The sequence below is a fragment of the Pseudarthrobacter sp. 10T415 genome (assembly GCF_056394175.1).
The window spans coordinates 1-25,985 of record NZ_JBFTHJ010000005.1; the positions used below are offsets into that span (position 1 = coordinate 1).

Below are 25,985 nucleotides of genomic sequence, written 5' to 3' on the forward strand. Positions count from 1 at the left end.
TCCTGGTAGGTGTCCTGGTCATGGTCTTCATCGACTCGCCCCTGACCATGATGGTCACAGCCATCGCCTCAGTCCTGATGGTCTTCGGCTGGTACGCCTGCCGCAAACGCATCCACGAAATCGCCGAAACCCGCGAAGGCCACACCGGCGTCGCGCCGGTGGTTGCCAATCCTCCGGCAGGCACTTTCAAGAAGTAGCGCTTCTTAACGTCCGACGGCGGCACCTGGGTTCTGGAACTACAGAACCCGGGTGCCGCCGTCGGGGTTTAGGGGCAGCTGCCTGGCGGCAGCCGCGATCACCTGGCGGGTTTGACCACCATGGCCGATCCGCCACCGCGCCTTTCCGGTTCGGCGACCGCTGTCACGCGGCCGTCCCCATGGAACTCGATGGCCGTTGCGGCGCCGATTTCAGCCGCCGACGTGCCGGGAGTTCCGGCGGCGGTGAAGGTGTGCCCATACTGGGACTTAAGATCTGTCCCGTATTGGTCGATAAACGCCTGTTCCGCGATGACGCTGGCCGTATTGCGCTGCGTAGCTCTCGGTGCCGCGACGGCCTCTTCAACACTCATGCCGAAATCGATTCTGTTGATCAGCGTCTGCAGCACCGTGGTGATGATGGTCGATCCACCCGGGGAGCCGAGGGCCAGGAACGGGTCACCATCCTTCAGTACGATGGTGGGCGACATCGAGGAACGTGGCCGCTTGCCGGGCTGGATGCGGTTGGGGTCGGCTTCGTCGTACACCGTGGAGAAGTCAGTGAGTTCGTTGTTCAGGATGAAGCCACGGCCGGGAACCACGATGCCCGAGCCACCGGTCTGCTCGATAGTTAGCGTGTACTCCACCACGTTGCCCCACTTGTCCGAGACGGTGAGGTTGGTGGTGTTGATGTTCTCGGTGTCCGGCCCTTCGCTGGCCGCTGCCGGTGCCACATCGCAGGTGCCGTCGTAGTTTTCCACGTCACCGGCTTTAACAGGCTTTGACGCTGCCTTCAGGGGATCGATTTTGCAGGCGCGTTCCTTGCCGAAGACGTCATCAAGGAGGGCTTCGGTGGGAACGTCCACAAATTTCGGATCGCCCACATACTTGGCACGGTCAGCGAACGCCAGGGCGGTGGCTTCAAGATAGTGGTGCAAGGCCGCGGGCCGGTCAGTGGCGGCCAAATCGGGCAGTTCGAACGGGGCCAGGATGTTCAGGGCCTCGCCCACCGTGGTGCCGCCACTGCTGGACGGTGCCATGCCGTAGACGTCGTAACCGCGGTAGCTGACGTGGGTGGGATCCTGGTTCAGGACTTTGTACTTGGCCAGGTCCTTAGTCGTCATGAAACCCTTGGGCACCGGAAGCGCAGTGTCAGCCGTCTTCGGTGGTTGCTGGACGGTGGCGGCAATCTCCTCGGCGAGGGGCCCCTTGTAGAAGGCGTCAGTGCCCTCGTCGCCGAGCAACCGGTAGGTGTCGGCGAGGTCGGGGTTCTTCAGGACCGACCCCACGGCGGGGGCTGCCCCTCCCGGAAGATAGAGCTCGCTGGTGGACGGGAAAGCTGAGAAGCGCACCCTGTTTTCTTCGGTCTGGAGGTTGAAGGTGCTGTCCACGGTGAACCCGTTGTCCGCCACCTCAGTGGCAGGCTTCAGGGCATCGCCCAGGCTCAGGCTGCCCCAGCGCTTCAGTGCCCGCTCCCACGTGGCCGCCGTGCCGGGGACGCCGACGGAAACGCCGCTGGTGACGAGTTCCGGGGAGAAGTTGTACGGCTTCCCTGTGGCGGGATCGATGAACGCATCGTTCGGCACCGCCGCGGGTGCGGTCTCGCGGCCGTCGAGCGTGTGCACCTCGCCGCTCTTCGCGTCGTAATACACGAAGTATCCGCCTCCGCCGATGCCGGCAGAGTAGGGCTCCGTTACCCCCAGGGTTGCCGCTGCTGCGACGGCGGCGTCAACGGCGTTGCCGCCCTTGCGGAGCACCGTGATGGCGGCAGCGGAAGCATCGGCGTCCACCGTGCTGACCGCTCCCCCGTATCCGGTGGCGGTGGCTTTCTTCTCGGGTTCGTCGTCCCACTTGTGGGCCGAGGCCGGACTCATGATGGCTCCGGACGTCACGCTCATCGCCAGCGCAGCCGTTATGGCTCCTACCCGGCGTCCCAGATGTGGCATGGTTGCTCCTAGGGGTTTGGGTGATGTCCATCACACGCTACTCTTCGGGCCACACAGGCTCAACGCCCCCGGCTACCCTGCGGAGCACCCTGGAGCTGCTTGGCGCCAAGCAACCGCTGCCGGCAGCACGTCATGCAACGGGACCGCAACGGGCAACATCCATCCCATCGCTTATGCTCGCTGCAGTAGAGACCATGGGCAGTTCAACGGGGAACCAACGGGAGTGACGGCATGACCAACTGGCGGATCAGGGATTTCCATTCGGCGGACCTGGACGGGATCCTGCACCTGTGGGAGACGCTGAAGGCAACCAACGTGGAACCGGTGTACGCGCTGTCCGAGGTCCTTGCCTCCTGCGAAAAGGACCACGCCGTGGTGGCGGTGCTGGGTGACCAGGTGGTGGGCGCCGCCGTGGGGCGTGCCGCGCACGACCAGGGCTGGATCGTCTTCCTGGCCACCCTGCCGGAGTACCGCGGCCGGGGCATCGGCACCTCACTGCTGGCCGCCGTCGAAACCCGGATGGCACCGCACGGGCTGAACAAGCTCTCGGCCCTGATGCCTGAATCCGAAACCCGGGTGGAAGCGTTCCTGGGCCGCGGCTTCGCGCTGAAGAAGAACCTGCGCTACTTCGAACGCACCATCCCCGTGCAGCGGCAGGAACTCGGTGCGCTCGGCCAGCTCGGCGGCCGCGTCCTCGCCCGCGACCTCTGGGAAAACGTCGCCGGCATGCGGAAGGAAAAGGAACTCCTGGAACGGCGCCTGGTGCTGCCGCTGGCCGAGGCGGACCTCGCGGATGAATTCGGCGTGGTGCCGCCGCGCGCCGTCGTACTTTTTGGCCCTCCCGGCACCGGCAAGACCACCTTCGCCAAGGCCATCGCCTCCCGCCTGGAATGGCCGTTCGTGGAGGTGTTCCCGTCCCGCCTCGCCGCGGATCCCCAGGGCCTGGCAGGGGCACTGCGGGAAACGTTCCTGGAGATCGCCGAACTCGAGCACGCGGTGGTCTTCATCGACGAGGTGGAGGAGATCGCCTCCCAGCGCGCCGGCGACCCGCCCTCACCCCTGCAGGGCGTCACCAACGAACTGCTCAAGATCATTCCGGCGTTCCGGGAACAGCCCGGCCGGCTCCTGGTCTGCGCCACCAACTTCATCCGCGCCCTGGACACCGCGTTCCTGCGGCACGGCCGGTTCGACTACGTCATCCCCATCGGCCTCCCGGACCGGCAGGCCCGCGAGGCTATGTGGCAGCGCTTCATCCCCGCCCCCGTGGTGGATGACGTGGACGTGGAACTCCTCGTGGAGCGGACCGAGGGCTTCTCCCCGGCGGATATCGAATACGCGGCTCGGAGCGCCTCCCAGCGTGCGCTGGAAAAAGCGGTGTACGACGACGGCGGGCTGGCCTCCGATGCGCGGCCGTCCGTCCGGGAGGCGGTCCGGAAGGGGCCCTCCACAGAGGACTACCTCGCCGCGATCGCCGAAACCCGCACCACCGTCAGCGCTGAAGTGCACCAGGACTTCCTCGAAGACATCGACGCCTTGGGAAGGGTCTGAGCGGGTCCCATCCGGTTATCTTTGAGGCATGTCCTCAAACCCCCTCCGGCATGCGTTCGCGCGCATGGGCGGCCGCGATCCGCATGAGAAACACCGGGCAGCCACCCCGCTGGAGCTCTTCTTCGACCTGACCTTCGTGATTGCCTTCGGCGTCGCGGGAAGCCAGTTCGCCCATGAAATCGCGGAGGCCCACGTGCTGCCCGGGCTGATCGGGTTCGCCTTCGCGATGTTCGCCGTGATCTGGGCCTGGATCAATTTCACCTGGTTCGCCAGCGCCTACGACACGGACGATTGGGTGTTCCGCGTGGTCACCATGGTCCAGATCGTGGGCGTCCTGATCCTCACCATGGGAATCGAACCGATGTTCCACTCGATCGTCGAGGGGCAGCATGTGGACAACCGGGTCATTGTGGGCGGCTACATCCTGATGCGCCTGGCCCTGGTGGCGCAGTGGATGCGGGCTGCGCGCCAGGATCCTGCCCGCCGCGAGACCTGCCTGCGTTACGCCCGGTACCTGGCCATCGTCCAGCTGGGCTGGGTGGCGGTGCTGATCCTCGACACCGGCGTCGCAGCCACGCTCCTGATGGTGGTTCCGCTCGTGGCGCTGGAAATGGCCACGCCTTATTTTGCCGAGCGCAGGGCAACAACGCCGTGGCATGCCCACCACATCGCCGAACGGTACGGGCTGCTCGCCATCATTGCCCTGGGCGAGTGCCTGATCGGTGCCATCGAGACGTTGCGCGCGTTTGTAGCCAACAGCGGCTGGACCATGGACGCGGCCCTGGTGGGATTCGGTGGAACGGCACTGGCCTTCGGAATGTGGTGGGTGTACTTCATGCTGCCTGCCGGGCGGGCCCTGCACCTGCGGCGGCACCGGTCCTACCTGTTCGGCTACGGCCACATCCCCATCTTCGCGGCCATCGCCGCCACCGGTGCCGGCCTCCATGTGGCCGCCTACTACATCGACCACGAGGCCCACATCAGCGCCGCGGCGGCCGTGGCGAGCATCGCTATTCCGGTGGCAGTCTTCAAGGCAACCCTCACCTGGCTGTACAGCGTGATGATGGGAACCGACCGCATGGTCGTCGCGGTCGCAGCGGGCGTCATCGCTGTCCAGGGCGGCGCGGTAGCCCTCGCGGCAGCAGGCGCCTCCGTCCCCGTGTGCCTGCTGGTCATTGTGGCCGCCCTGGCCGCCTCGATCGTCATCGACGAGAAGCGCGGCAGCGACCGGGTGCACGCGGCCCTGTCGAAGCTGGAGACAGCGGAGCCTGAACTGCCTGCCTAAGGCTTACTGTTTGCCGTACTTCCGGTGCACGGCCTGCTTGGTGACGCCCAGGCACAGCGCAATGGCTTCCCAGGACAAGCCGGCCTGCCTGGCGCCGCGCACCAGGGCCGCCTCCGCCCGGCCGACTTCCTTCTGCAGCTCGGCAACGGCATACAGGGCCTCGGCAGGGCCCTTGCCGTCCATTGATCCAACGAGGGTCTTCATCCGTTCCACCTCCATGGCGTCAACATTAGTTGACACCATGAAGGCCGTCAATGATTGTTGACGATGCCTTTCCAGGCCCAGGGCGCGGTGGGCAGTCCGGCGGGATGGAAGGCCGCCAGCGCCTCGCTTAGCGTCCCGGGCGGCAGTCCGAGCGATGCCAGCAGCAGGTTCCGAACCTCACCCGCCGGAATACCCGCAGCGTCAAGGTCACCGAGCGTCACGGCGCCGTCCCGCTTGGCCAGCCGGACGCCGTCGGAATTCACCACCAGCGGGACGTGGGCATATTCCGGAACCGGAATATTCAAGAGGGAGGCAAGATATGCCTGCCGGGGTGTCGAGGAAAGCAGGTCGTCGCCGCGGACCACCTGGTCAACCCCCTGCTCGGCATCGTCCACCACCACTGCCAGGTTGTATGCGGTGACACCGTCGTTGCGGCGGAGCACAAAGTCATCCACGATGCCGGTGTAGGCGCCGTGCAGGACATCCCGGACCGTGAACTTTGCAACGTCGGCGCGCAGCCGGATGGCCGCCGGCCGGGTGGATCGCTTGTACTCCAGTTCCGCCAGTCCAAGGTTCCGGCAGGTGCCCGGATAGGCGCCCTGTGGAGCATGCGGGGCGGAGGGGGCTTCCTGGATTTCACGCCGGGTGCAGAAGCACTCGTAGGTCAGGCCTGCGGACTGCAGGCGCCCGATGGCCTCCTCATACAAGGCTCCGCGGGCGGTCTGCCGGACCACCGCACCGTCCCAGTCCACCCCTATCGCGGCGAGGTCACGCAACTGGACGGCCTCGGCTCCGGCGCGGGCCCTGTCCAGGTCCTCAACGCGCAGGAGGAAGCTGCGGCCGGTGGAGCGGGCGAAGAGCCAGGCGAGGATGGCGGTACGGAGGTTGCCCACGTGCAGTTCGCCGGAGGGGCTGGGGGCGAAGCGTCCGGCCGAAGTCATGCCTCCAGCCTATGCGGAACAGCACAAGAGCCCCTCAGCCACCGATATGACCGGATATCCGGCGGATCGGTAGCCCAGGGGCTCTCGTCAGTGGGTGCGGAAAGACGATGCGTGAACAAGAGTCAATCAGCGGCGGCCTCCTTGCGGGAAGCTGTGCGCGGCGCCCGGGTGGTGTGCCGGAGGCCGGTGGCCTGAGGGCAGTGGCGGTAGCCGCTGCCGTGTTGCCAACATTTCAGCACCAGCCATACAGTTGGTGCAACCGGCTCCCCATCCTTTAGTCAATCTGACTAATCCATGTGCGCCGTGTCAGCAGAAAGTAGGCAAATTGCAGGAACTCGACGCCACGGACCGGCGGATACTCCGCGCGCTGGACGAGGACCCCCGGGTGCCCATCATGGTGCTGGCGCAGCGGCTGGGGCTGGCGCGCGGCACGGTGCAGTCGCGCCTGGAGCGGATGACGGCGGCCGGCGCGCTCCGGCCCAACAGCAGCAGGGTCCTTCCCGCGGCATTGGGCCGCGGTGTGGCAGCGTCGGTGAGCGCAGAACTGGACCAAAGCCACCTCAATGAAGCCATCGCCGCCCTGCGGAACATTCCGGAGGTCCTCGAATGCCACGCACCCGCCGGCGACACGGACCTCCTGATCCGGGTGGTGGCCACCAGTCCGGATGACCTCTACCGGGTATCGGAGGAAATCCGGCTGTGCCCGGGAATCGTCCGAACCTCCACCAGCATGTTCCTGCGCGAAGTCATTCCCTACCGCACCACGGGGCTGCTGGACGGATAGCCCTCCCCATCGCCCGGCCTTACCTTCCCGGCTAGGCTGGCACGGTACATCCACACAGGGGGAATCATCATGGCGGGTACCTTTTACGGCGGCGACGTGGCCCAGCTCCGGCGGCTCGCCAAGGACCTCGCCGGCGGCGCCAACCGGCTCAACGCCCTGGGCCAGCAGCTCAACAGCACCATCAGCTCCGGCCTGTGGAAGGGGCATGACGGCGACAGGTTCCGCAGCGAATGGACCTCCTCCCACATCAAGCTGCTGAGGTCCGCCACGGCCGGGCTCGAAACGGCGTCCAAGGCGTTGCTGGCCAACGCGGACGAACAGGAACGGGCCAGCAACGGCGGCGGCGGTGGCGGCGGGGGCGCAGGCCAATCAGGCGGAGGCGGCGGAACGGCCCAGGACCTGACCGACACCCTGAACTCGATGACGCCGGACGAGCGCCGGGACTACCTGCAGAGCGAAGAGTTCCGGCAGTGGGCCCTGGCCAACCCGGAAGCCGCCAAGGCCGCCATGGACGCTGCCGCAGACTCCGGCCTGATCGACAAGAACTCCCCGGAGTACGCCGATTTCCTCAGCGATTACTGGAACAACCAGGCCATGCTGGACATGGGCATCGATCCGGCTACCTGGGACACCGCCAACGGCACCGAAGCCAACTGGGACACCATCCGCAGCGTCTATGACTTCTACGGCCAGGCCTACCTCGCCAACCCGGACCTGCAATGGGCCGGCATGGCCAACATGATCGGACCGTCCTTCGCGGGCGGCTTCCGCGACATGGCCATGATGCGGGACCTCGCGCAGCAGATCGCCAACAATCCGGCATCCAACATCCCGCTGCCCATCCTGGACCAGATCGAACAGCTGGCCGGAATGACCGATGACGAGATCCGCTTCTACGAAACCAGCATGCTGGACATGAACAAGGAGATCTTCCTGGACCAGGCGCGCCAGCACCAGGCGTACCTCAACGGCGGCCTGGACGAGATCAACCGGCTCCATGATTCCGGTGCCATCGATGCCGGAACGGCGGAGGCCTGGGCCAATATTGATTCCGGCGACCCGGACCGCGTCCAGGAAGGCAACACAGCCCTCCTGTACCGCGAGCAGAACGAAATCATCGCCGACGATTACGACAACATGCGCAGCCACCCCGGCGGCGAAGCCGTGACCTACATGGTGACCCTGGCCGGCGAGCCCTCCATTCCCGGGGCCAGGAGCTACGCCGAGGTGTTTCCCTACACCTTCAGCGTGGAAAGCCCCGGGCCGCAGAACGTGCCGTTCACCAACTGGGACAACCCCACGCAGTTCCGCACCGACTTCACCACAGGTTTCCCGGACGGCAACATTGCCAACGCGGACCAGCGCTGGGAACTCATCCGGCAGGACACCCTGCCCGCCTACCAGGACCTGCTGGCCTCAGACCCGGACCGGGCGGCCCAGATCATCGGCTCCGACTTTGACACTCGGGTGGACCAGTACCGGCCCACCAACAACATCCCCCAGATCATGGACCGCTTCCTGGACGGCTTCGACGCGGAGGTCCACCAGTGACGACCACCCGCACGGCCGCAGCCGGGAAGCGAAGGCGCGCATCCGGCGTCGTACTCCTCCTGCCGGTCCTGGCCGCCAGCCTGGCCCTGGGCGGCTGCCAGCTGTCCGCACCCGATCCCGCCACTCCGTCCTCCGCCACATCACCTTCTGCAGGGAGCACCGTGAAAACCTCTGAATTTTCCACCCTTGATGCCGCCGGCGTAGAGACCATCCGCAGCACCGGTGCCGCACGGCTGGACATGAGCTCCGGCACGCTGGACAAGGCAGCCGTCCAGGTGACGCCGGACAGCTACGGACCCGAGATCAACACCCGCGGCGCCGGAAAGATCAACCTGACCATCGTGGCACCGAGCGGCGAAATCACGGGCGAATCGGACCGCATCCGGTTCAACACCACTGACAAGCGCACGGACTTCAGCGAGGTCACCTACTTCCTCACCGCACAATCCGCCGAGGAGTACTTCGCCCTGATCCGTGAGGGCGTGCAGCGTTACGGCATCGACGGGGACTCCGCCGAGCGGTGGATCAGCAGCACCGAAAGCGCCCCGGAGGGAAAGAGCGATTTCTCCATCACCTCCGGAACGGCCACCGGCCTGGACGTGAACTACGACCTGAGGTACGACGGCGGCAAGGACACCCAGGTGATCATCGTCCACGTCCGCCCGGTCGCCTAAGGCAACGGGCGGCCGCTACACCGGCGGCCCGGCGTTGGATTTGAGGTTCTTCATCACCAGGGTGGAGGTCAGCCGTTCCACGCCCGGCAGGGATGTCAGCTCCGCGTCGTAAAAGCGCTGGTACGCGGGCAGGTCCTCCGCGATGACCTTCAGCAGGTAGTCCGGCGAACCGAAGAGCCGTTGCGCCTCCACGATGTTCGGGTTGTCCGCCACCCGGCTCTCGAAAATCTCCATGGTGGGCCGGTCCACCTGGCGCAGGGTGACGAAGACGATTGCCTCAAACCCGAGTCCCACCGCCCCGGGATCGATGTCCGCCTTGTAGCCGCGTATCACCCCTGACTGCTCCAGGTCGCGCAGCCGGCGGTGGCACGGTGCCACCGTCAGCCCCACCTTGGCGGCAAGCGCCGTAGCGGTCATCCGCCCATCCTCTTTCAGGTGGCGCAAGATATTCCTGTCAATAGCGTCTATCACGCAAAAATCCTACTGCCTGCCGAGCGTGCCGCGCGAAAACCGGACAGCACTTCCGGCCTGAAAGTTCCTACAGTTACTCCTGAAAGATCCCCTGACAGGAGGAACCATGAATCCGGAGCTGTTCCTGGCCTTTGTGCTGGTGGCCGCGGCCCTCGCCTGCACCCCCGGCGTGGACTGGGCCTACTCCATCACGGCAGGGCTTGGACAGCGCAGTTTCGTGCCAGCCGTGGCCGGGCTGTGCGGCGGCTACGTCCTGCACACCGCGTTGCTGGTGGCTGGCCTCGCCGCGGTGCTGACCGGCATGCCCGGCGTTCTGGGCTGGCTGACGCTTGTGGGCGCCGGCTACCTGATGTGGCTGGGCATCAGCACGCTCCGCTCGTGGCGCGGGGCGTCCTTCAGTGCGGCAGGCGCCGTCGGACGTCCCGGCGCAACGCGGCTGCGGACCTTCCTGCAAGGCATGGGCACCAGCGGCATCAACCCGAAGGGCCTGCTGTTCTACGTCGCCCTGATCCCGCAGTTCGTCAGCGCGGACGCCTCACTGCCGGTTCCGGTGCAATCCGGACTGCTGGGCATGACCTTCGTGGCGCTGGCCGGGCTGGTCTACACGGCCGTGGCACTGCTGTCCCGCACGCTGCTGCAGAGCAGGCCCGGGGCAGCGCGGGCCGTGACCCTGGCCAGCGGGATCATCATGGTCCTGCTGGGGACAGTGCTGCTCGGCGAACAGCTTGTTCCCTTTGTGGCGGGCCGCGCCTAGTCCTCGCTGAGGTTCTTCCAGTCCTGTTCCCAGATGCGGCGCATCTCTTCGTCCTTGCGGATGGGGACCGGAGCGGCGATTTCACGCAGCGGCACGGGATCCTCGTGCCGCCGGCCCCAGTCGCGCGGATTGAGCGAGCGCCGGCTGGAGTCCAGCAGGAGCAGCGCCTTATCCGTCAGGGCATCGTTCCGGAGCGCGAGGTGCGTCTTGCGGCGCCGCAGCACTTCGGTGATGGCCTGCTGCGCGGCGTCGAGCCGGCCTTCCCGGCGAAGGGCGCGGGCGCGGACCAGGAGCAGCGCGGCGGACAGGTCATCGGCGTTCAGGAGCCCCTCGGTCCAGTCGATCACGGTGCGGCTCCGGCCCAGGCTGAGCGCCAGGGAGCACCGGGCAAGGGCCATGGGGAGCGACGGCGGCAGCCCGGTGAGGGCGTCCAGCGCCGCCTCGGTCCGGCCGGTCTCGCGCAGCGCGTGGGCCAGTGCCAGGAACACCGATTCCTCGCTGAACAGGACTGGAACCTCCACCCGTTCGGCCAGTTCGATCCGGGTGACGATGCGCCGCAGGTACGTGGCGGAGTAGCGGTTCGCGTCCTCATCGTTCCGGGTGGTGAGCCCGCGCTGCAGCAGCTCCGAGGCGCGGAGGTACCCGCCGTGCTGGTACACCAGCAGCCCGGACATCAGGTAGCACAGGCCTGCCCAGCCCGGGTAGGTGCGGGCCAGGGCGATGAGCCGTTCGGGTTCACGGCTGGAGAAGACGGCGTCGTGCACCTCTTTGGCCGGCCGGGGCATCCGCCGGAGCCGCGGCACCTCGCCGTTGATCGCGAGCAGCGACGGGTTGCGGGCGCCCAGCACTCCGGTCAGCAGGCCGCCCACTCCCCCGGCAAGGTCGTGGACAGGCGTGCGCAGGTGCGCCTGGCCGAACGGCGTCAGGTCACGGCTGTCCCAGTAGATCGGTGCGCTGTCCCCGGCAGTCATCTTTCCATGCTAACGAACGCCGGGCCGCGGCCGGACGGGGGAAGGAAACCTACCCATTCACCGCGGCAATCCATACCCCGATGACCCAGGCGCTGGCGGCCAGGCACGCCAGTCCGAATTCGGCGAGCATCCCGATGCCGGTGGCTTTGAGGGCGGCCCAGCTGGACCGGGCCGCGGTGGGCAGGTTGCGGGTGCGCAGGACTTCGCTGAGCAGCAGGCCTGCGGCGAACCCAACGAACAGGCCCACCACCGGGATGATGAACATGCCGGCCACACCGGCCACCAGGCCCACCACGATGCTGCGGCTGGGAATGGCATGCTCCTTGAGCTTCCGCCCGGTGAGCACGGCGCCGGCGGCCATCCCGGCGGCCACGAAGATGATGCCGATGGCGAACACCACCCATCCGGCGGGACCTGCGCCGCCCCAGATGGCCCACGCCAGCAGGCTGGCCCCGATCAGGATGCTGCCCGGCAGGACGGGGATGATGGTCCCCGCCACACCCACCAGGATCGCAAGGCCGCACAGGATGGTCACCACGGTCTCGGAAGTCATGGCACCCAGTCTAGGGTGGCGCGGAGGCCGGTCCGGACCGCGTTAACGCCCGACGGCGGTGCCTCCTTTCGGGGAAGGAGGCACCGCCGTCGGGCGTAATCAAGGGGTGGACTACTCCGCTTCCACCGCCGCGGCGACGGCCGCGGTCACCGCGGGGGCAACCCGGGGATCGAGCGGGCTGGGCACGATGTAGTCGGCGGCCAGGTCCTCGGCGGCGAGCTCGGCGATGGCGTTGGCCGCCGCCAGCTTCATGGCCGGGGTGATCCGGCGTGCGCCGGCGTCCAGGGCGCCCCGGAAGATGCCGGGGAACGCCAGGACGTTGTTGATCTGGTTGGGGAAGTCGCTGCGGCCGGTGGCCACCACGGCGGCGTACTTGGCGGCGACCTCAGGAAGGACCTCGGGGTCCGGGTTGGAGAGGGCGAACACGATGGCGTCCTGGTTCATCAGGGCAAGGTGTGCCTCGTCCAGCTTGGAGGAGGAAACTCCGATGAAGACGTCGGCTCCGGCGAGGGCCTCGGCCGGGCCGCCTTCCACACCGCGGGGGTTGCTGCGGCCCGCGATGTCGGCCTTCTTGCTGGACGTGTCAGCGGCGAGGTCGGCGCGGGTGCTGTTGATGACACCGCGGGAATCCAGCAGGACGACATCCGGGATGCCGGCAGCAAGGAGGATTTCGGCGACGGCGATGCCCGCGGCACCGGCACCGGAAACCACAACCTTCAGGCTGTCCAGGCTGCGGCCGGTCACCTTGGCGGCGTTGGTCAGGGCGGCCAGCGCCACCACTGCGGTGCCGTGCTGGTCATCATGCATGACCGGGCAGTCCAGGGCCTCGATCAGCTTTTCCTCGAGCTCGAAGCAGCGCGGAGCGGCGATGTCCTCGAGGTTGACGGCGCCGAAACTGGGACGCAGGCGGACCAGGGTCTCCACGATTTCGTCGACGTCGCTGGTGTTCAGGACCAGGGGGATGGAATCAAGGTCGCCGAAGCTCTTGAACAGTGCGGACTTGCCCTCCATTACGGGCAGGGAGGCGCTGGCGCCGATGTTGCCCAGGCCCAGGACTGCTGTGCCGTCGCTGACCACGACCACCAGGCGCTCGGCCCAGGTCAGGGTGCGGGCGAGCTCCGGCTGCTTGTGGATGGCGCGGCTGACCTCGGCCACACCGGGGGTGTAGGCGATGGACAGGTCGCGCTTGTTGGACAGCGGGACGGTGCTGGCGATGGAGAGCTTTCCGCCCTGGTGGGCGTCGAAGATCTCGGCTTCGGTCAGAGCGGTGGCTGCGGAATTGTCAGTGGCTGTAGCTGCGTCAATGGACACGTCGTTGTCTCCTGGTGCTCGCCGTGCACGCACGGCACATGGGGCCGGACCCGTGCGGGCTCCGGCAGGGAAAATGGTGCGACAGGAAACCCAGGGGTGGCGGGTCCGTAGGAGCCCCCGGGGATGTTCACTCCCTGCTGCTCCGCTGGATCCATCGTAGGCAAGCTCCGGAGCCCGCAACGGCGGTCTTGACAGCGAAAATGGCTGCCAAATCGTTTATTCAGCGCTCCTTGTGACTCACGCCACGCTATAAAGGCGTATTTAATGCCAGATTGGTCTAGACCGGTTACGCCGACTGGTGGAGTGTGAACCGGGCATCCGCGGCTGGAGAGAGCCGGGCGCAGGCCTTTTTGAGGTCTTCTTCGGCCTCGAAGAGGGACAGGCGGCGGTTCCGGACGGACTGGACCAGACCAGTGACAGACAGCAGCAGGACCCTGGCCGCCACGGCATCACCGGCGGCGGCCTCCACGGCCTTCTCGCCCAGGGCGTCAATGTCGCGCAGCAGGGACGTGGTGTCCCGGTCCGGAAGATAGACGCCGCGGCTCAGGCACTGTTCCACGGCAGGCTGCATGACCCGCATGTGGAAGATTTCCATCACGACACCGGGGAGGGCGCGGCCGCGGAACCGGTCAGACTCGCGCCGCGAAGCAGCCTCCAGCTCTTCCAGCTGGTGGCGGTACAGCGCCAGGACCAGGTGCGTCGGCGACGGAAAATAGCGGTACACCGTGCCCAGCGGAACGTCTGCCTTCTCGGCGATCTCGGACAGGTCCACGGAGTCCAGGCCCTTCCGGGCAAAGGAAGCAGCGGCTTCTAGCATGCGTGCGTAGCGAAGGCGCTGGCGTGGTGCAGTGGGCCGGGGGGCCATGGGCGGATGGTCTGAAACAGTCTCGGTCATCAGCATTTTCCGGGGTTGTGTTCTGGGGTTACTGCTGCCGGAGCTCCCCCATCCATACAGCCCCGCAGCCGGCTCAACTATACGTCACCAGCCGGCGCTGCAACTCGTCAGTGGCCTTACCAACGGCCGCCGGAAGGGTCAGTCCACGCCCTTGATCTTGACGACGAACACAGCGCCCAGCAGCCCGATAACGGCCGCCGTGGTGAAGAGGGTGCCGTACCCGCCGAAGAACTTCAGGGAGAGGAACGCGAGCAGGGGCGCGATCACCTGCGGCAGGGAGCTGGCGATGTTGATGACACCGAGGTCCTTGCCCCGGTCCGCGGCCTTCGGGAGTACCTGGGTCAGCAGGGCAAAGTCCACTGCAAGGTAGGCCCCGAAGCCGATGCCCAGGACGGCAGCGCCGGCCAGGGCGCCCTGCCAGACCGGGAAGAAGGCCATGATCAGTGCCGCCATGGCGATCGTGGCCGAGGAACCGATGACAAACGGCTTCCGTTTTCCCACCCTGTCGCTCCATGGCCCGGCGATCACAGCGGTGATCATCACCATCACCGCATAGATTCCGGTGAGTACCAGTACCCCGAATGCCGGGTCCTCGTGCTTGATGATGTCCCGGAGGAAGAAGAGCAGGTAGACGATGGTGAGCTGGTTGCCCACGTTGACCAGCAGGCGGGTAAGCCATGCCCAGCCGAAGTCCGGATACCGGACAGGGCTGATGTAGAAACCCTTGGCAAAGGCCCGCAGGTTGAAAGCACCCAGTTCGGACTTGGGCAGGGCGGGGTCGTTGCGGTGGAACAGGTAGGGCAGCACAGAGACCAGAAGAGCGGCCGCACACAGCCAGTACCCCACCATGAAGTTGCCGGACACCACCGCGCCGAAGACGGCGCCGGTGAGGACGCCCAGGGTCTGGCCCATGGCCGCCAGCCCGCCCACGCCGCCGCGCTGCGGCACCGGAACCCGGTCCGGGACGGCGGCGAAAATGGCTGCGTAGGCCGCGTTGGCCCCCAGCTGTACCAGGCACCAGAACAGCACCATAAGGGCCACCGACGCCGAGAAGGACATCGCCAGCAGAGCAACTGTCGCCAGGACCGCTCCCGCCAGCACCCAGGGGGCTCGGCGGCCAAAGCGCGACGTGGTGCGGTCAGACAAGGCACCGAACAGCGGGTTGGCCACCAGGGAGACTGCGGCGCCGCAGGCCGTGACCAGGGACAGGATGGCTTCCTTGCTGGGCGAATCAATACTGATGGCCTGCTGGCCGATGAAGACATTGATGGGTCCAAAGAACGCGGCGTTGATGCCCACGTTGACCAGCACCAGCCCGGTGACCCAGCGCGCGGTGACCTTCTGCGTCGGCTCGGCGAGCGCCGCGGCCGTGGTCCGCGGAACGTCCGGCGGGACCGGTGTGTTGGACATGCTCATTGCTGGTTCCCCCCGGGGCAGGTGCTGATGCTGGAAATCAGACTATCGTGGGCCTTGCCCGGCGTCTGTGCCGCACGCCGGGGCAGTTGCGAGCGCGCGGCACCCCGAGGCTCGAAGGAGAACCACATGAACGCTGCTACCACCCCTGCCATCAACACGGCGGACCTCTATGACGAGCGCGGCGATGAGCTGGCGTCCGTGGCGCTGCAGTTCCAGTCCCTGGGCGGCCGCACGCACTTCTCCGGGCAGGCCCGGACCATCCGCTGCTTCCAGGACAACGCCCTGGTGAAGTCCACGCTGGCAACCCCCGGTAACGGCAGCGTGCTGGTGGTGGACGGCGGCGGCTCGCTGGGGACCGCCCTGATGGGGGACATGATCGCCGAAAGCGCCGTGGCGAACGGCTGGGCCGGCGTCGTGATCAATGGCGCAATCCGTGACCGCGAAGCCATCGCCAAGCTCGACCTCGGCGTGAAGGCGCTGGGCAGCAACCCCCGGAAGAGTGCCAAGGCCGGCGCGGGCGAAGTGGACGTTGACGTAGTGATCGACGGCGTCACCATCCGCACGGGCGCCCAGATCTGGTGCGACCCGGACGGCATCCTCGTGGAGCCGTAACCCGGCGGCCTAAAAAGTTTCCCGCGACGGGGAATGGAACTGCAGGTAAGATAGTTACTGAAAGCAACTATCAAATGCTTACTTCCCTTTTCTTCCCCTGGAGCACCTATGTCCAAAGCCACTGCCGCGCCCGGCGCCGGAGATACCCTGACGCAGCGCCAAATCGTCACCGTGATGGTGGGCCTGATGCTGGGCATGTTCCTGGCCTCGCTGGACCAGACCATCGTGTCCACGTCCATCTACACCATCGCCAACGACCTGGACGGCCTCTCGCTCCAGGCGTGGGCCACCACGGCGTACCTGATTACGTCCACTGTCAGCACCCCGCTGTACGGCAAGCTGAGCGATATCTTCGGCCGCCGGCCCCTGTACCTGAGCGCCATCGTGATCTTCCTGGCGGGCTCGGTCTATGCCGGTTCCGTCCACTCCATGACGGAACTTGCCCTGGCCCGCGGTGTCCAGGGCCTCGGCGCCGGCGGCCTGCTGGCCCTGGCGCTGACCATCATCGGCGACATTGTCTCGCTCAAGGACAGGGCCAAGTACCAGGGCTACTTCATGTCCGTGTTCGGCATCTCCTCAGTGCTGGGGCCCGTGGTGGGCGGTGCCTTCGCCGGAACGTCCAACATCCTGGGCTTTGACGGCTGGCGCTGGGTGTTCTTCATCAACGTGCCCATCGGCCTCGCCGCCCTGGTGGTGGTGTTCCTGTTCCTGCACCTGCCGGCCAAGCACCTGAAGCAGAAGATCGACTACTGGGGCGCGGCAGCCATCACCGTTGCCATCGTCCCGCTGCTCCTCGTGGCCGAGCAGGGCCGCGCGTGGGGCTGGGCGTCCACCAACTCCTTCCTCTGCTACGGCCTGGGCGTGGTGGGCATCGCGTGGTTCCTGCTGGCCGAGAAGCGGGCCGGGGACTACGCGCTGATCCCGCTGCGGCTCTTCAGCAACATCACCTTCGGGCTTTCCTCGCTGCTGAACTTCATCATCGGCATCGGCATGTTCGGCGCCATTGCCATGCTTCCCATGTACCTCCAGCTCGTGAAGGGCCTGACTCCCACCGAGGCCGGCCTGATGATGATCACCTTCACCGTGGGCATCCTGTTCGGGTCCATCACTGCCGGGCGGACCATCTCCGCGTCCGGCACCTTCCGGATCTTCCCCATCATGGGCACGGGAATCCTGACGGCCGCAGCACTGGTCATGGGGTTGTCTCTTCGTGTGGACACGGCCCTGTGGGTTCCCGGACTGATCGCCGTGTTCTTCGGCGTGGGCCTGGGCTTCTGCATGCAGCCGCTCACCCTGGCCATGCAGACCTCCGTCCCCCCGCGTGACATGGGCGTGGGAACGTCCTCCGCCGCCTTCTTCCGCTCCATGGGCGGCGCCGTGGGAACCGCTGTCTTCATCTCCATGCTGTTCAGCCTGGCGGCAGACAAGATCGCCGACGGCATGAAGGCAGCCACCACCGACGCCGCGTACCTTGCCGTCCTGAAGGACCCGGCGGTGGCGGCGGACCCGGCCAACGCCAAGCTGTACGACTTCTTCAAGAACGGCGCGTCCAACGATTCGCTCAACGACACCAGCTGGCTGCACACCGCCAACAGCACCCTGACCCGGCCCATCACCGAGGGCTTCGCCGGTTCGATCGACGCCGTGATGCTGACCGCCGCGGTGCTGACCGGAATCGCGTTCCTCATCAGCCTCGCGCTGCCGAAGAAGAAGCTGACGGACCCCAACGCCACTCCCCCGCAGGACAACGACACCCTGCAGGTCCCCGCCCACTGAACGCCCGCTCACTCGTGGCGGCCTAAACACCAACGCGCGCTCACTCGTGGCGGCAATATCCGGAACCCTTTCGCACACCGTGCGGGAGGGTTCCGGCGTTTCTCCCTAAGTGCTTCGCGCCCGGGGCGAGGTGTACGACGGCGGCGCGCACCGTCGTCGTCCGCGTTCGCTGCGGGAGGGGAGCCGGTGCCGGCCGGCCTCAACTGGAACGGTTCGCCGTGGCATGGAACACTACGGTAAGTACGCTGGCCATTTAGCCGGTACGCAGCCGACGACGTCCGCGCGAACTCCACCACACCCCAAACCCAGGGAGAACCATGCCCACTGCACAGGAGCAGACCAAGACCCGCATACCGCAGCGGGTGATCTGGCTGGCCCTTGCGGGAGCGGTGGGCGGATTCCTCTTCGGTTTCGATTCGTCCGTGGTGAACGGTGCCGTGGACGCCATGAAGGGCGAGTTCGCGCTCTCCGAAGCGGTGACCGGGTTTGCCGTCGCTGTTGCGCTGCTGGGCTGCGCTGCCGGCGCCTACCTGGCCGGGAAGGTGGCCGACAAATACGGCCGCATCCCCGCCATGAAGCTCGGGGCGCTGCTCTTCCTGGTCAGCGCCATAGGCACCGGCTTCGCGTTCAGCGTGTGGGACCTCATCTTCTGGCGGCTGGTGGGTGGGCTCGGCATTGGCCTCGCCTCCGTGATTGCGCCCGCCTATATCTCCGAGATCTCGCCGCGGCAGGTCCGCGGGCGGCTCGCCTCCCTGCAGCAGCTGGCCATCACCACCGGTATTTTCGCGGCCCTGCTGTCGGACGCCCTCCTGGCAACCAGCGCCCGCGGCGCGGACCAGTCCTTCTGGCTGGGCATCGAGGCGTGGCGCTGGATGTTCCTGGCCGCCGCTGTTCCGGCCCTGGTTTACGGCTGGATTGCCTTCACGCTCCCGGAGTCCCCGCGGTTCCTGGTGTTCCAGGGCAAGGAAGAAGAAGCACGCAAGATCTTCGACAGCATCGCCCCGGCCGATGACACCGAGCGCCACATCCGGGAAATCCGGGATGCCATCGAGGAAGACAAGATCGCCGGTCAGAAGGGCTCGCTGCGCGGCAAGACCTTTGGCCTGCAGGCGGTGGTCTGGGTGGGCATCATCCTCTCCATGCTGCAGCAGTTCGTGGGCATCAACGTGATCTTCTATTACTCCACCACCCTGTGGAAGGCCGTAGGTTTCCGGGAAGAGGATTCCCTGACCATCTCGGTGGCCACGTCCGTCACCAACATCCTGGTCACCCTGGTGGCCATCGCCCTGGTGGACCGGATTGGCCGCCGCCCCATCCTGCTGGTTGGTTCCGTGGGCATGGCCGTATCCCTGGGCGCCATGGCCCTGGCGTTCTCCTCCGCAACCGGATCCGGCGAAGACATCACCCTCCCGGGCGCCTGGGGGCCGGTGGCCCTGGTGGCGGCCAACGTGTTCGTGGTCAGCTTCGGCGCCTCCTGGGGCCCGCTGGTGTGGGTGCTGCTCGGCGAGATTTTCCCGTCCCGCATCCGTGCCCGCGCCCTGGGACTCGCAGCGGCGGCACAATGGGTGGCCAACTTCGCCATCACCCTCAGCTTCCCGGTGATGTCCGCCGTGTCCCTGCCGCTGACCTACGCCATGTACGCGCTGTTCGCCGCGGCATCCTTCTTCTTCGTGATGTTCAAGGTGCCGGAGACCAACGGCATGTCCCTCGAGCAGGCAGAGACCCTGTTCGTGGCGAAGGGCTCGGCGAAGGGCTGACCGCCGGTCCGGCTGAACCCGGCCACACAAAAAGGAACCTCCCGCACATGCTGTGCGGGAGGTTCCTTCCGTTCTGCAGTAGCCGCTCCTAGACCAGGTGCGGTTCGTGCGCTGTGAGGTACTTGCGGCCGCTGAACGCCACCAGGATGGCAATTCCCATGGCCACGGCACCTGCGAAGAACGGCACCTGGGGACCGAAGTGCTCACCCAGTTGCGCGGCCATGAACGGAGCCAGCGCGCCGCCCATCCAGCGGACGAAGTTGTAGCCGGAGGAAGCCACCGGCCGCGGGGAATCGGAGACGCCCATGGCAAGTTCGGTGTAGACGGTGTTGTTGATGCCCAGCAGGGCGCCCGCCACGATGACGAGTACGACGACGGCAGCCACCGAGTGCCCGGCCGCCAGTCCCAGCCCGGCCAGGTCCAGCAGCAGGACGAACAGGGTGCCGGTCAGCACCTTGACGGCACCGAAGCGGCGCTGCAGGACCGGCGCGACGAACACGGAGAACACGGCCACGGCCACGCCCCAGCCGAAGAAGACGGCGCCGATTCCGTAGGCGTCCATGCCCAGGATGAAGGGGGTGAAAGCCAGGATGGTGAAGAAGCCGTAGTTGTAGAACAAGCCGCTTGCCGCCGTCGTACGCAATCCCTTGTGGCCAAGTGCCAGCAGCGGGTCGCGGAGGCGGACCTTGCGCTCCGGCAGCGGCGTCTTGGGCAGCAGCGTCAGCAAGGCGATGAATGCGGCGGCCATCAGGACGGCCGTGCCGAAGAACGGGGCACGCCACTGCCAGCCGCCCAGCAGGGCGCCCAGGAGCGGGCCGAGCGAGATGCCAAGGCCCAGTGCGGCCTCGTAGAGGATGATGGCGATGCCGGCGCCGCCGCTGGCCACACCCACGATGACCGCGAGGGCGGTGGCGACGAAGAGGGCGTTACCCAGGCCCCAGCCGGCGCGGAAGCCCACCAGCTCATCCACGCTGCCGGACAGTCCGGAGAGCGAAGAGAACACCACGATGATGGCCAGGCCGATCAGCAGGGTTTTCTTGCCGCCGATCCGGGATGAGACGAAGCCGGTGATCAGCATCGCCAGGGCGGTGACCAGGAAGTAGCTGGTGAACAGCAGCGAAACCTCGCTGGGGCTGGCGTCCAGGTTGGTGGCGATCGCGGGGAGGATGGGGTCCACTAGGCCGATGCCCATGAACGCGAAGACCGCGGCCAGGGCGGTGGCCCACACAGCTTTTGGCTGTTTGAGGAAGGAGGCCTTTTCGGCCTGCAGGGTGTTCCCGGGTGCCTGCAGGGTGTCTGCTTGGCGGTTCATGGAGGGTGCTCCTAAAGGGGGTGCGGTGCGTCAGTTCTGGAGGGACGCGTTGATTTTGTCGATGACGGGCAGCGCCGCCGCCAGCGCTTCACGGTCCTGCTCGGTGAGTTCGCCGAGGAGTTCGGCCATGACGGCGTTGCGCCGCTGGTTTGCGGACTCGACGGCGGCGCGGCCTTCGGCGGTCAGGATGACGCGGACGGCGCGGGAGTCGGCGGGGTCGGGTTCGCGGCGGGCCAGCCCGGCGCGTTCGAGCTTGATGATCTGCTCGGTGGCGCTGGGTACCCTGACGCCGAGGTTGCGGGCGATCTCACCTACGCGGACGCCGTCGTCCAGCAGCATCTTGAGGGTGCTGAGCTGGGCGGCGCTGAGGTCTCCGTCCGCGTCGAGGCGGCGGACCAGGTAGACGCTGTGGCGCAGGGCTTCGCGGAAGCCTGCGGCGAGTTCCTGGAGCTTGTTCTCGTTCATCATTAGGCAGCCTAACATTTAGGCTACCTAACAGTCAAAGATCCTTGATTAGAGCGTGAGCTTCATGCCCTCGTGTGAGCCTTCAAACCCGAGGCGCTGGTAGAACCGCTGGGCAGCCGTCCGCGTCTTGTGCGTGGTCAGCTGCACCAGCGAACAGCCCTGGCGCCTGGACTCGCCGATGGCCCACTGGATCATCAGGTTGCCGATGCCCTGGCCCCGGAGAGTGCCGGCCACCCGCACGCCCTCGATCTGCGAGCGCCACGACCCTTGCCGCGAGATGCCGGGGAGGAAGCTCAGCTGGAACGTGGCAACCACCGGCCCAGAGGCTTCGCCGAGTGGCACCAGCTCGCCTACAACGAGCATGTGGCGGGGGTCGCCGTCGATCGCGTCAAAGGCCCGTTCGTAGGGCGCCATGTCCTGGCCCGCCTCGCGGCCCGCGCCCAGGGCGTCGTCGGCGAGGAGCTGCACGACGGCGGGCAGGTCCGCCCGCGTGGCGTGGCGGAGGCGGAAAGTCCCGCGCTCGACGTCGGCGGTCAGTAAAGGTTCCGGGGCACCAGCGGTTTCACTCACCTGCCCAGCCTTGCACGGGTGAGCGCGCGTTGCAGGAATACCCACCACAAGTGAGCGCGCGTCAGGTGAAGTAGACGCCGATCCGGTGCGCGCCGATCTCCTCGATGCGGATGTCGATGTCGTAGACGTCGCGGAGCATGGCCTGCTGCATGATCTGCCGCGGGCTGCCCTGGTGGATCAGCCTGCCGTCCTTCATGGCCAGGATGGTGTCCGAGTAGCAGGAGGCGAAGTTGATGTCGTGGACCACGATCACGATGGTCTTGCCGAAGTCGTCGGCGAGGCGCCGCAGGAGCCGCATCATCTCCACCGAGTGCTTCATGTCCAGGTTGTTCAGGGGCTCGTCCAGGAGCAGGTACTGCGTGTCCTGGGCCAGCACCATGGCAATGAAGGCCCGCTGCCGCTGGCCGCCGGAGAGCTCGTCCACGAACTTGTCCGCCATGGGCGTCAGGTCCAGGTGCGCGATGGCCTCTTCCACCTTGGCGAGGTCCTCCACCGTAGGCCGCCCGCCGGAGTGGGGGAACCGGCCGAAGGCCACCAGGTCGCGGACGGTGAGCCGCATGGTGAGGTGGTTCTCCTGGCGGAGGATGGCCATGGTCCGGGCCAGCTGGCGGCTGTCCGTGGACGCGATGTCCAGGCCGCCCACGGAAACCTCACCTGAGCCCAGCGGCTGCAGCCGGCTGATCAGTGAGAGCAGGGTGGATTTGCCCGCGCCGTTGGGTCCGATGATCGAGGTGATGCCGCCCTGCGGAATCTCGCAGCTGACGTCGTCGAGGACCGTCTGGCCGCCGTAGCTTTTGGAGACGTTGCGGACCGCGATGGTCATTTGAGCGAGCCTTTCAGCAGGAGGTAGAGGAAGAGGATGCCGCCCGTGAACTCGATGACCACGCTGAGCGCCGTGCCAAAGCCGAAGACTTTCTCCAGGACCAGCTGGCCGCCCACCAGCGCGATGGCGCCGATCAGCACCACAATGGGGAGCAGCCAGGCGTGGCTGAACCCGCGGCACAGCTGGTAGCCCAGGCTCACCACCAGGAGTCCGAAGAAGGTCACCGGGCCTACCAGGGCGGTGGAGACGGCCACCAGCAGCGAGCAGGCCAGCAGCACGCGCATCACCACCTTGCGGTGGTCCACGCCCACGTTGATGGCCACGTCCCGGCCCAGCGCCAGGACGTCAAGGGTGTGCCGGGCCCGCCAGACGGCAGCGCAGACGGCGGCGACGATCACCGCGGCGACGCCCAGCAGGGCGGGGTCCACATTGTTGAAGGACGCGAAGAACAGGTCCTGCAGGATGATGAATTCGCTGGGTTCCATCAGCCGCTGCAGGAGTGAGGAGAAGCCGCGGAACAGGCTGCCGAGGATCACTCCCACCAGCAGGAGCAGGTGCAGCGACCGCGTGGCGCCGGTGAACATCCAGCGGTACAGCAGTGCGCTGAAGGCCACCATCAGCACCACCTCGACACCGAACTGCAGCGTGGGCGGGGCCGTCACCACGGCGGCGGCACCGAGGGCGAAGGCCATGACGGTCTGCACCAGGATGTACAGCGAGTCGAAGCCCATGATGGACGGCGTCAGGATGCGGTTGGCCGTCACGGTCTGGAACAGCAGCGTGGATACGCCCACGGCAACGGCCACCAGCAGCATCGCGGAGACCTTGATGGCGCGGCGCGGCAGGATGTAGCCAACGTTGCCCTTGAGTTCGAAGAACAGGAAGAAGAGGACGACGGCGGCCGTCGCCGCGAGCAGGACGCCCAGCACGAGTTGGGGCGGGGCATTGCGGAGCCGGCGCCGGGCCGGGCCGCGGGACGGGGCCACGGCGGAGTCCACGGGAGCCGGGGAGGTCAGGGCGGGCGCCTTAGGCATTGCGTTTCCTCAGGATCAGGGCGAGGAAGAGGATGGCGCCCAGCACGGACATCACCATCCCCACGGGAACCTCGTAGGGGTACCGGATGGTCCGGCCGATGATGTCGCAGACCAGCACGAATGCGGCCCCGAACAGGGCGGTCCACGGGACGGCGCGGCGGAGGTTGTCACCGAAGATGAGGGAGACGATGTTGGGCACCACCAGACCCAGGAAGGGTACGGCGCCCACGGTGGTGACCACCACGGCGGAGATCAGCGAGACGATCAGCAGTCCCAGCCGCATGGTGCGGGCATAGTTCAGGCCCAGGTTGGTGGTGAAGTCCTGTCCCATCCCGGCGACGGTGAACCGATCGGCGGCGAGCAGGCCCACCAGCATGAGCGCCGCGACGATCCAGAGCAGCTCGTACCGGCCGCGGAGGACGCCCGAGAAATCGCCGATCATCCAGTTGCTGAGCGTCTGCAGCAGGTCGTACCGGTAGGCGAAGAAGGTGGTGACGGCGGCGATGATGCCGCCCAGCATGATGCCCACCAGCGGAATGAGCAGGGTGTTCCTGGCGGGCAGCCGCCGCAGGATGGCCAGGAACAGGGCGGTGCCCAGCATCGCGAAAACGCTGGCTACCAGCATCTTGGCCAGCATCGGCGCGCCCGGGGCGAGGACGGTGACCACCAGGATGCCCAGCGTGGCGGACTCGACGGTGCCCACGGTGGAGGGTTCCACGAAGCGGTTCCGGGCCATGAGCTGCATGATCAGCCCGGCCACGGCCACCGCCATGCCTGCCAGCAGCACGGCCAACGTTCGGGGCACCCGGGAGATCCAGAAAATGTCGACTGTGTCCGCGTCCCCCGCGAGCAGTGCCGGGAGTGAGACGTCGCTGACGCCCACGAACATGCTTCCTGCGGCGAGGACCAGGACGGCACCTGCGGCCGCAGCCAGGCCCGCGTACTGGCGGGCCTGGCTGCGGGTTGCCGGCGCCTGGGGGCGCGCGGCGGTGATGGTCATGCTGTAGCCCGTTGGGGGTTAGGCGACGGAGCCGGCCACGGCGTCCACCATGGCCTTGACGTTGTTCAGGCCGTATCCCACGATGTACCAGCCTGCGGGGTCCAGGTTGATGACCTCGCCGTTCTTGGCGGCATTGGTGGACTGGACGAGCTCGTTGTCCAGGATGGCGTTGGCGGCGCCTTCGGTTCCGATGGCGGTGTCGCGGTTGATCACGTAGAGGAGGTCCGGGTTGGCCTGCTTGATGTACTCGAAGGAGATGGCCTCGCCGTGGGATCCCTCGGACTTCACGTCCGCCGCAGTGGGGACGCCCAGGACGTCGTGGATGATGCCGAAGCGGGACCCTGCGCCGTAGGCGGTCACTTCGCCTCCGGAGGTGAGAACGATCAGGCCCTTGCCGGCGGTTGCGGCCTTTGCTTTGGTGTCCGCCACGGTGGTGTCCACGGCGGCGAGCTTCTCCTCAACCTCGGCTGACTTGTTGAAGATGGTCCCCAGCTTTCCGGCCTGCTCCTTGAAGCTGTCCATGGGCTTGGCGGCATCGATGGAGAGGTCGATGGTGGGGGCGATCTTGCTCAGCTCTTCGTAGGCGCCGGCGGTGCGGCCGGAGATGATGATGAGGTCCGGGCTTCCCGCGCTGACGGCTTCGAAGTCGGGCTCCTTCAGGGAGCCGATCTTGGCGTACTTGGCATCGGAGTACTTCTTCAGCGCGTCCGGGTAGGCAGCTTCCGGCACACCGGCAGGTTCAACGCCCAGGGCGTCCATGGTGTCCAGGACGCCGAGGTCGAACGTGAAGACCTTTTCCGGGTTGACCGGGACGTTGGCGGTGCTTCCCTGGGCGTGCTCGACGGTGATGGTGGAGGTTTCCGCTGCGGGGGTTGCCGTGGCGCTGCCGCCGCACGCAGTCAACGTCAGGAGGGCCGCCCCTGCCGCCATTGCCCCCAAATAGCCCTGCAGCCTCTTCTTCACGATGTTCTCCACTCGGTAATAACGTCACAACTTCGTTGCCTAATAGAGCAGAGCCTATAAGTAAGGGCAGGCTAACCAAAGCGCTTTTAGGCTGTTTGTGGGCGACATCACAGAAGAACGACGCCGGCACTGGGGTCAGTGCCGGCGTCGTCCTTGTGCATTACGTCGATGCAGT

25 protein-coding genes and 1 pseudogene are annotated in these 25,985 nt (G+C 66.7%); 10 read left to right on the plus strand and 16 right to left on the minus strand.

Annotated elements, in window-relative coordinates; translation table 11 throughout:
• Positions 1-197, plus strand: a pseudogene (locus AC1DBN_RS08890) (amino acid permease); the annotation flags it as partial.
• A 98-nt stretch (positions 198-295) separates the two neighbouring features.
• Here AC1DBN_RS08890 and ggt read toward each other — a convergent pair.
• Positions 296-2,140 carry a gamma-glutamyltransferase gene (ggt, locus tag AC1DBN_RS08895; protein ID WP_314216549.1) on the minus strand — a complete coding sequence of 615 codons (1,845 nt, stop codon included), beginning with the start codon at positions 2,138-2,140 and terminating at the stop codon, positions 296-298.
• Positions 2,141-2,371: 231 nt separating this feature from the next.
• On the opposite strand from ggt, the gene AC1DBN_RS08900 reads away from it, so the two are divergent.
• Positions 2,372-3,688, plus strand: a complete 1,317-nt coding sequence (locus tag AC1DBN_RS08900; RefSeq protein WP_091716674.1) for an ATP-binding protein — start codon at positions 2,372-2,374, stop codon at positions 3,686-3,688.
• Between the two features lie 28 nt (positions 3,689-3,716).
• Positions 3,717-4,973 carry a low temperature requirement protein A gene (locus AC1DBN_RS08905; RefSeq protein ID WP_091716676.1) on the plus strand — a complete coding sequence of 419 codons (1,257 nt, stop codon included), beginning with the start codon at positions 3,717-3,719 and terminating at the stop codon, positions 4,971-4,973.
• Between the two features lie 3 nt (positions 4,974-4,976).
• On the opposite strand, the gene AC1DBN_RS08910 is transcribed toward AC1DBN_RS08905, so the two are convergent.
• Together AC1DBN_RS08910 and gluQRS are read right to left on the minus strand one after the other, a co-directional pair.
• Positions 4,977-5,192, minus strand: coding sequence for a transcriptional regulator (locus AC1DBN_RS08910; protein WP_091723703.1), 216 nt, complete (start codon positions 5,190-5,192; stop codon positions 4,977-4,979).
• A 32-nt stretch (positions 5,193-5,224) separates the two neighbouring features.
• Positions 5,225-6,118 (minus strand): tRNA glutamyl-Q(34) synthetase GluQRS, encoded by an 894-nt coding sequence (gene gluQRS / locus AC1DBN_RS08915; RefSeq protein ID WP_091716678.1) that lies wholly within the window; start codon positions 6,116-6,118, stop codon positions 5,225-5,227.
• 325 nt (positions 6,119-6,443) lie between these two features.
• Between gluQRS and AC1DBN_RS08920 the strand changes: the two genes are divergently transcribed.
• From AC1DBN_RS08920 to AC1DBN_RS08930, 3 genes are all read left to right on the plus strand, one after another.
• A complete protein-coding gene (locus AC1DBN_RS08920) occupies positions 6,444-6,902 on the plus strand; it encodes an Lrp/AsnC family transcriptional regulator (protein ID WP_015938912.1) in 459 nt (152 codons plus the stop codon).
• 69 nt (positions 6,903-6,971) lie between these two features.
• A complete protein-coding gene (locus tag AC1DBN_RS08925; RefSeq protein WP_477723034.1) occupies positions 6,972-8,453 on the plus strand; it encodes a WXG100 family type VII secretion target in 1,482 nt (493 codons plus the stop codon).
• Positions 8,450-9,127 carry a hypothetical protein gene (locus AC1DBN_RS08930; protein WP_314216555.1) on the plus strand — a complete coding sequence of 226 codons (678 nt, stop codon included), beginning with the start codon at positions 8,450-8,452 and terminating at the stop codon, positions 9,125-9,127. The genes AC1DBN_RS08925 and AC1DBN_RS08930 overlap by 4 nt, the downstream gene beginning before the upstream one ends.
• A 15-nt stretch (positions 9,128-9,142) precedes the next feature.
• On the opposite strand, the gene AC1DBN_RS08935 is transcribed toward AC1DBN_RS08930, so the two are convergent.
• Positions 9,143-9,598 carry an Lrp/AsnC family transcriptional regulator gene (locus tag AC1DBN_RS08935; protein ID WP_314216556.1) on the minus strand — a complete coding sequence of 152 codons (456 nt, stop codon included), beginning with the start codon at positions 9,596-9,598 and terminating at the stop codon, positions 9,143-9,145.
• Between the two features lie 106 nt (positions 9,599-9,704).
• Here AC1DBN_RS08935 and AC1DBN_RS08940 point away from each other — a divergent pair, with 106 nt between their 5' ends.
• Entirely contained in the window at positions 9,705-10,352 is a 648-nt protein-coding gene (locus tag AC1DBN_RS08940; RefSeq protein WP_314216557.1) for a LysE family translocator, read from the plus strand.
• Here the strand turns inward: AC1DBN_RS08940 and AC1DBN_RS08945 are convergent.
• From AC1DBN_RS08945 to AC1DBN_RS08965, 5 genes are all read right to left on the minus strand, one after another.
• A complete protein-coding gene (locus AC1DBN_RS08945; protein WP_314216559.1) occupies positions 10,349-11,323 on the minus strand; it encodes a hypothetical protein in 975 nt (324 codons plus the stop codon). The two genes, AC1DBN_RS08940 and AC1DBN_RS08945, sit on opposite strands and share 4 nt — an antisense overlap.
• Before the next feature lie 49 nt (positions 11,324-11,372).
• Positions 11,373-11,876, minus strand: coding sequence for a DUF456 domain-containing protein (locus AC1DBN_RS08950; RefSeq protein WP_314216560.1), 504 nt, complete (start codon positions 11,874-11,876; stop codon positions 11,373-11,375).
• 111 nt (positions 11,877-11,987) lie between these two features.
• Positions 11,988-13,187, minus strand: a complete 1,200-nt coding sequence (locus AC1DBN_RS08955; protein WP_091716690.1) for an NAD(P)-dependent malic enzyme — start codon at positions 13,185-13,187, stop codon at positions 11,988-11,990.
• Between the two features lie 286 nt (positions 13,188-13,473).
• Entirely contained in the window at positions 13,474-14,082 is a 609-nt protein-coding gene (locus AC1DBN_RS08960; RefSeq protein ID WP_477723035.1) for a TetR/AcrR family transcriptional regulator, read from the minus strand.
• A gap of 138 nt (positions 14,083-14,220) precedes the next feature.
• The gene (locus tag AC1DBN_RS08965; RefSeq protein ID WP_477723036.1) at positions 14,221-15,498 is read right to left on the minus strand and encodes an MFS transporter; all 1,278 of its coding nucleotides are present in this window, start codon (positions 15,496-15,498) and stop codon (positions 14,221-14,223) included.
• 126 nt (positions 15,499-15,624) lie between these two features.
• Here AC1DBN_RS08965 and rraA point away from each other — a divergent pair, with 126 nt between their 5' ends.
• The 3 genes from rraA (at position 15,625) to AC1DBN_RS08980 (ending at position 19,643) form a co-directional block, all read left to right on the plus strand.
• Entirely contained in the window at positions 15,625-16,110 is a 486-nt protein-coding gene (gene rraA / locus AC1DBN_RS08970; protein WP_091716694.1) for a ribonuclease E activity regulator RraA, read from the plus strand.
• A gap of 108 nt (positions 16,111-16,218) precedes the next feature.
• Complete coding sequence (locus tag AC1DBN_RS08975; RefSeq protein ID WP_477723037.1) at positions 16,219-17,886, plus strand: MDR family MFS transporter; 1,668 nt, start codon at positions 16,219-16,221, stop codon at positions 17,884-17,886.
• 317 nt (positions 17,887-18,203) lie between these two features.
• Entirely contained in the window at positions 18,204-19,643 is a 1,440-nt protein-coding gene (locus tag AC1DBN_RS08980; RefSeq protein WP_091716698.1) for a sugar porter family MFS transporter, read from the plus strand.
• Between the two features lie 88 nt (positions 19,644-19,731).
• Here the strand turns inward: AC1DBN_RS08980 and AC1DBN_RS08985 are convergent, their stop codons facing one another.
• From AC1DBN_RS08985 to AC1DBN_RS09015, 7 genes are all read right to left on the minus strand, one after another.
• Positions 19,732-20,955, minus strand: coding sequence for an MFS transporter (locus tag AC1DBN_RS08985; RefSeq protein WP_091716700.1), 1,224 nt, complete (start codon positions 20,953-20,955; stop codon positions 19,732-19,734).
• A gap of 30 nt (positions 20,956-20,985) precedes the next feature.
• Positions 20,986-21,423 (minus strand): MarR family winged helix-turn-helix transcriptional regulator, encoded by a 438-nt coding sequence (locus AC1DBN_RS08990; protein WP_082497403.1) that lies wholly within the window; start codon positions 21,421-21,423, stop codon positions 20,986-20,988.
• A gap of 45 nt (positions 21,424-21,468) precedes the next feature.
• Positions 21,469-21,990, minus strand: coding sequence for a GNAT family N-acetyltransferase (locus tag AC1DBN_RS08995; protein WP_091716704.1), 522 nt, complete (start codon positions 21,988-21,990; stop codon positions 21,469-21,471).
• A gap of 61 nt (positions 21,991-22,051) precedes the next feature.
• Positions 22,052-22,813: an iron ABC transporter ATP-binding protein gene (locus AC1DBN_RS09000; protein WP_091716706.1), complete on the minus strand. Its 762-nt coding sequence runs from the start codon at positions 22,811-22,813 to the stop codon at positions 22,052-22,054.
• On the minus strand, positions 22,810-23,847 hold the full coding sequence (locus AC1DBN_RS09005) for an iron chelate uptake ABC transporter family permease subunit (RefSeq protein WP_091716708.1): 1,038 nt from the start codon (positions 23,845-23,847) through the stop codon (positions 22,810-22,812). The genes AC1DBN_RS09000 and AC1DBN_RS09005 overlap by 4 nt, the downstream gene beginning before the upstream one ends.
• Complete coding sequence (locus AC1DBN_RS09010) at positions 23,840-24,847, minus strand: ABC transporter permease (RefSeq protein WP_091716710.1); 1,008 nt, start codon at positions 24,845-24,847, stop codon at positions 23,840-23,842. Before AC1DBN_RS09010 ends, AC1DBN_RS09005 begins: the two co-directional genes overlap by 8 nt.
• Before the next feature lie 18 nt (positions 24,848-24,865).
• Entirely contained in the window at positions 24,866-25,810 is a 945-nt protein-coding gene (locus AC1DBN_RS09015) for a siderophore ABC transporter substrate-binding protein (protein ID WP_477723038.1), read from the minus strand.
• Positions 25,811-25,985: the final 175 nt, after the last annotated feature.

Excerpts from the sequence above, each read along its gene's own strand:
- AC1DBN_RS08905 (WP_091716676.1), top strand. The coding sequence starts at position 3,717 with ATGTCCTCAAACCCCCTCCGGCATGCGTTCGCGCGCATGGGCGGCCGC.
- AC1DBN_RS08945 (WP_314216559.1), bottom strand. The coding sequence starts at position 11,323 with ATGACTGCCGGGGACAGCGCACCGATCTACTGGGACAGCCGTGACCTG.
- AC1DBN_RS08985 (WP_091716700.1), bottom strand. The coding sequence starts at position 20,955 with ATGAACCGCCAAGCAGACACCCTGCAGGCACCCGGGAACACCCTGCAG.
- gluQRS (WP_091716678.1), bottom strand. The coding sequence starts at position 6,118 with ATGACTTCGGCCGGACGCTTCGCCCCCAGCCCCTCCGGCGAACTGCAC.
- AC1DBN_RS08925 (WP_477723034.1), top strand. The coding sequence starts at position 6,972 with ATGGCGGGTACCTTTTACGGCGGCGACGTGGCCCAGCTCCGGCGGCTC.
- AC1DBN_RS08975 (WP_477723037.1), top strand. The coding sequence starts at position 16,219 with ATGTCCAAAGCCACTGCCGCGCCCGGCGCCGGAGATACCCTGACGCAG.
- AC1DBN_RS08910 (WP_091723703.1), bottom strand. The coding sequence starts at position 5,192 with ATGGAGGTGGAACGGATGAAGACCCTCGTTGGATCAATGGACGGCAAG.
- AC1DBN_RS09000 (WP_091716706.1), bottom strand. The coding sequence starts at position 22,813 with ATGACCATCGCGGTCCGCAACGTCTCCAAAAGCTACGGCGGCCAGACG.
- ggt (WP_314216549.1), bottom strand. The coding sequence starts at position 2,140 with ATGCCACATCTGGGACGCCGGGTAGGAGCCATAACGGCTGCGCTGGCG.
- AC1DBN_RS08990 (WP_082497403.1), bottom strand. The coding sequence starts at position 21,423 with ATGATGAACGAGAACAAGCTCCAGGAACTCGCCGCAGGCTTCCGCGAA.
- AC1DBN_RS08980 (WP_091716698.1), top strand. The coding sequence starts at position 18,204 with ATGCCCACTGCACAGGAGCAGACCAAGACCCGCATACCGCAGCGGGTG.
- AC1DBN_RS08900 (WP_091716674.1), top strand. The coding sequence starts at position 2,372 with ATGACCAACTGGCGGATCAGGGATTTCCATTCGGCGGACCTGGACGGG.
- AC1DBN_RS09005 (WP_091716708.1), bottom strand. The coding sequence starts at position 23,847 with ATGCCTAAGGCGCCCGCCCTGACCTCCCCGGCTCCCGTGGACTCCGCC.
- AC1DBN_RS08965 (WP_477723036.1), bottom strand. The coding sequence starts at position 15,498 with ATGAGCATGTCCAACACACCGGTCCCGCCGGACGTTCCGCGGACCACG.
- rraA (WP_091716694.1), top strand. The coding sequence starts at position 15,625 with ATGAACGCTGCTACCACCCCTGCCATCAACACGGCGGACCTCTATGAC.
- AC1DBN_RS08940 (WP_314216557.1), top strand. The coding sequence starts at position 9,705 with ATGAATCCGGAGCTGTTCCTGGCCTTTGTGCTGGTGGCCGCGGCCCTC.
- AC1DBN_RS08960 (WP_477723035.1), bottom strand. The coding sequence starts at position 14,082 with ATGACCGAGACTGTTTCAGACCATCCGCCCATGGCCCCCCGGCCCACT.
- AC1DBN_RS09010 (WP_091716710.1), bottom strand. The coding sequence starts at position 24,847 with ATGACCATCACCGCCGCGCGCCCCCAGGCGCCGGCAACCCGCAGCCAG.
- AC1DBN_RS08950 (WP_314216560.1), bottom strand. The coding sequence starts at position 11,876 with ATGACTTCCGAGACCGTGGTGACCATCCTGTGCGGCCTTGCGATCCTG.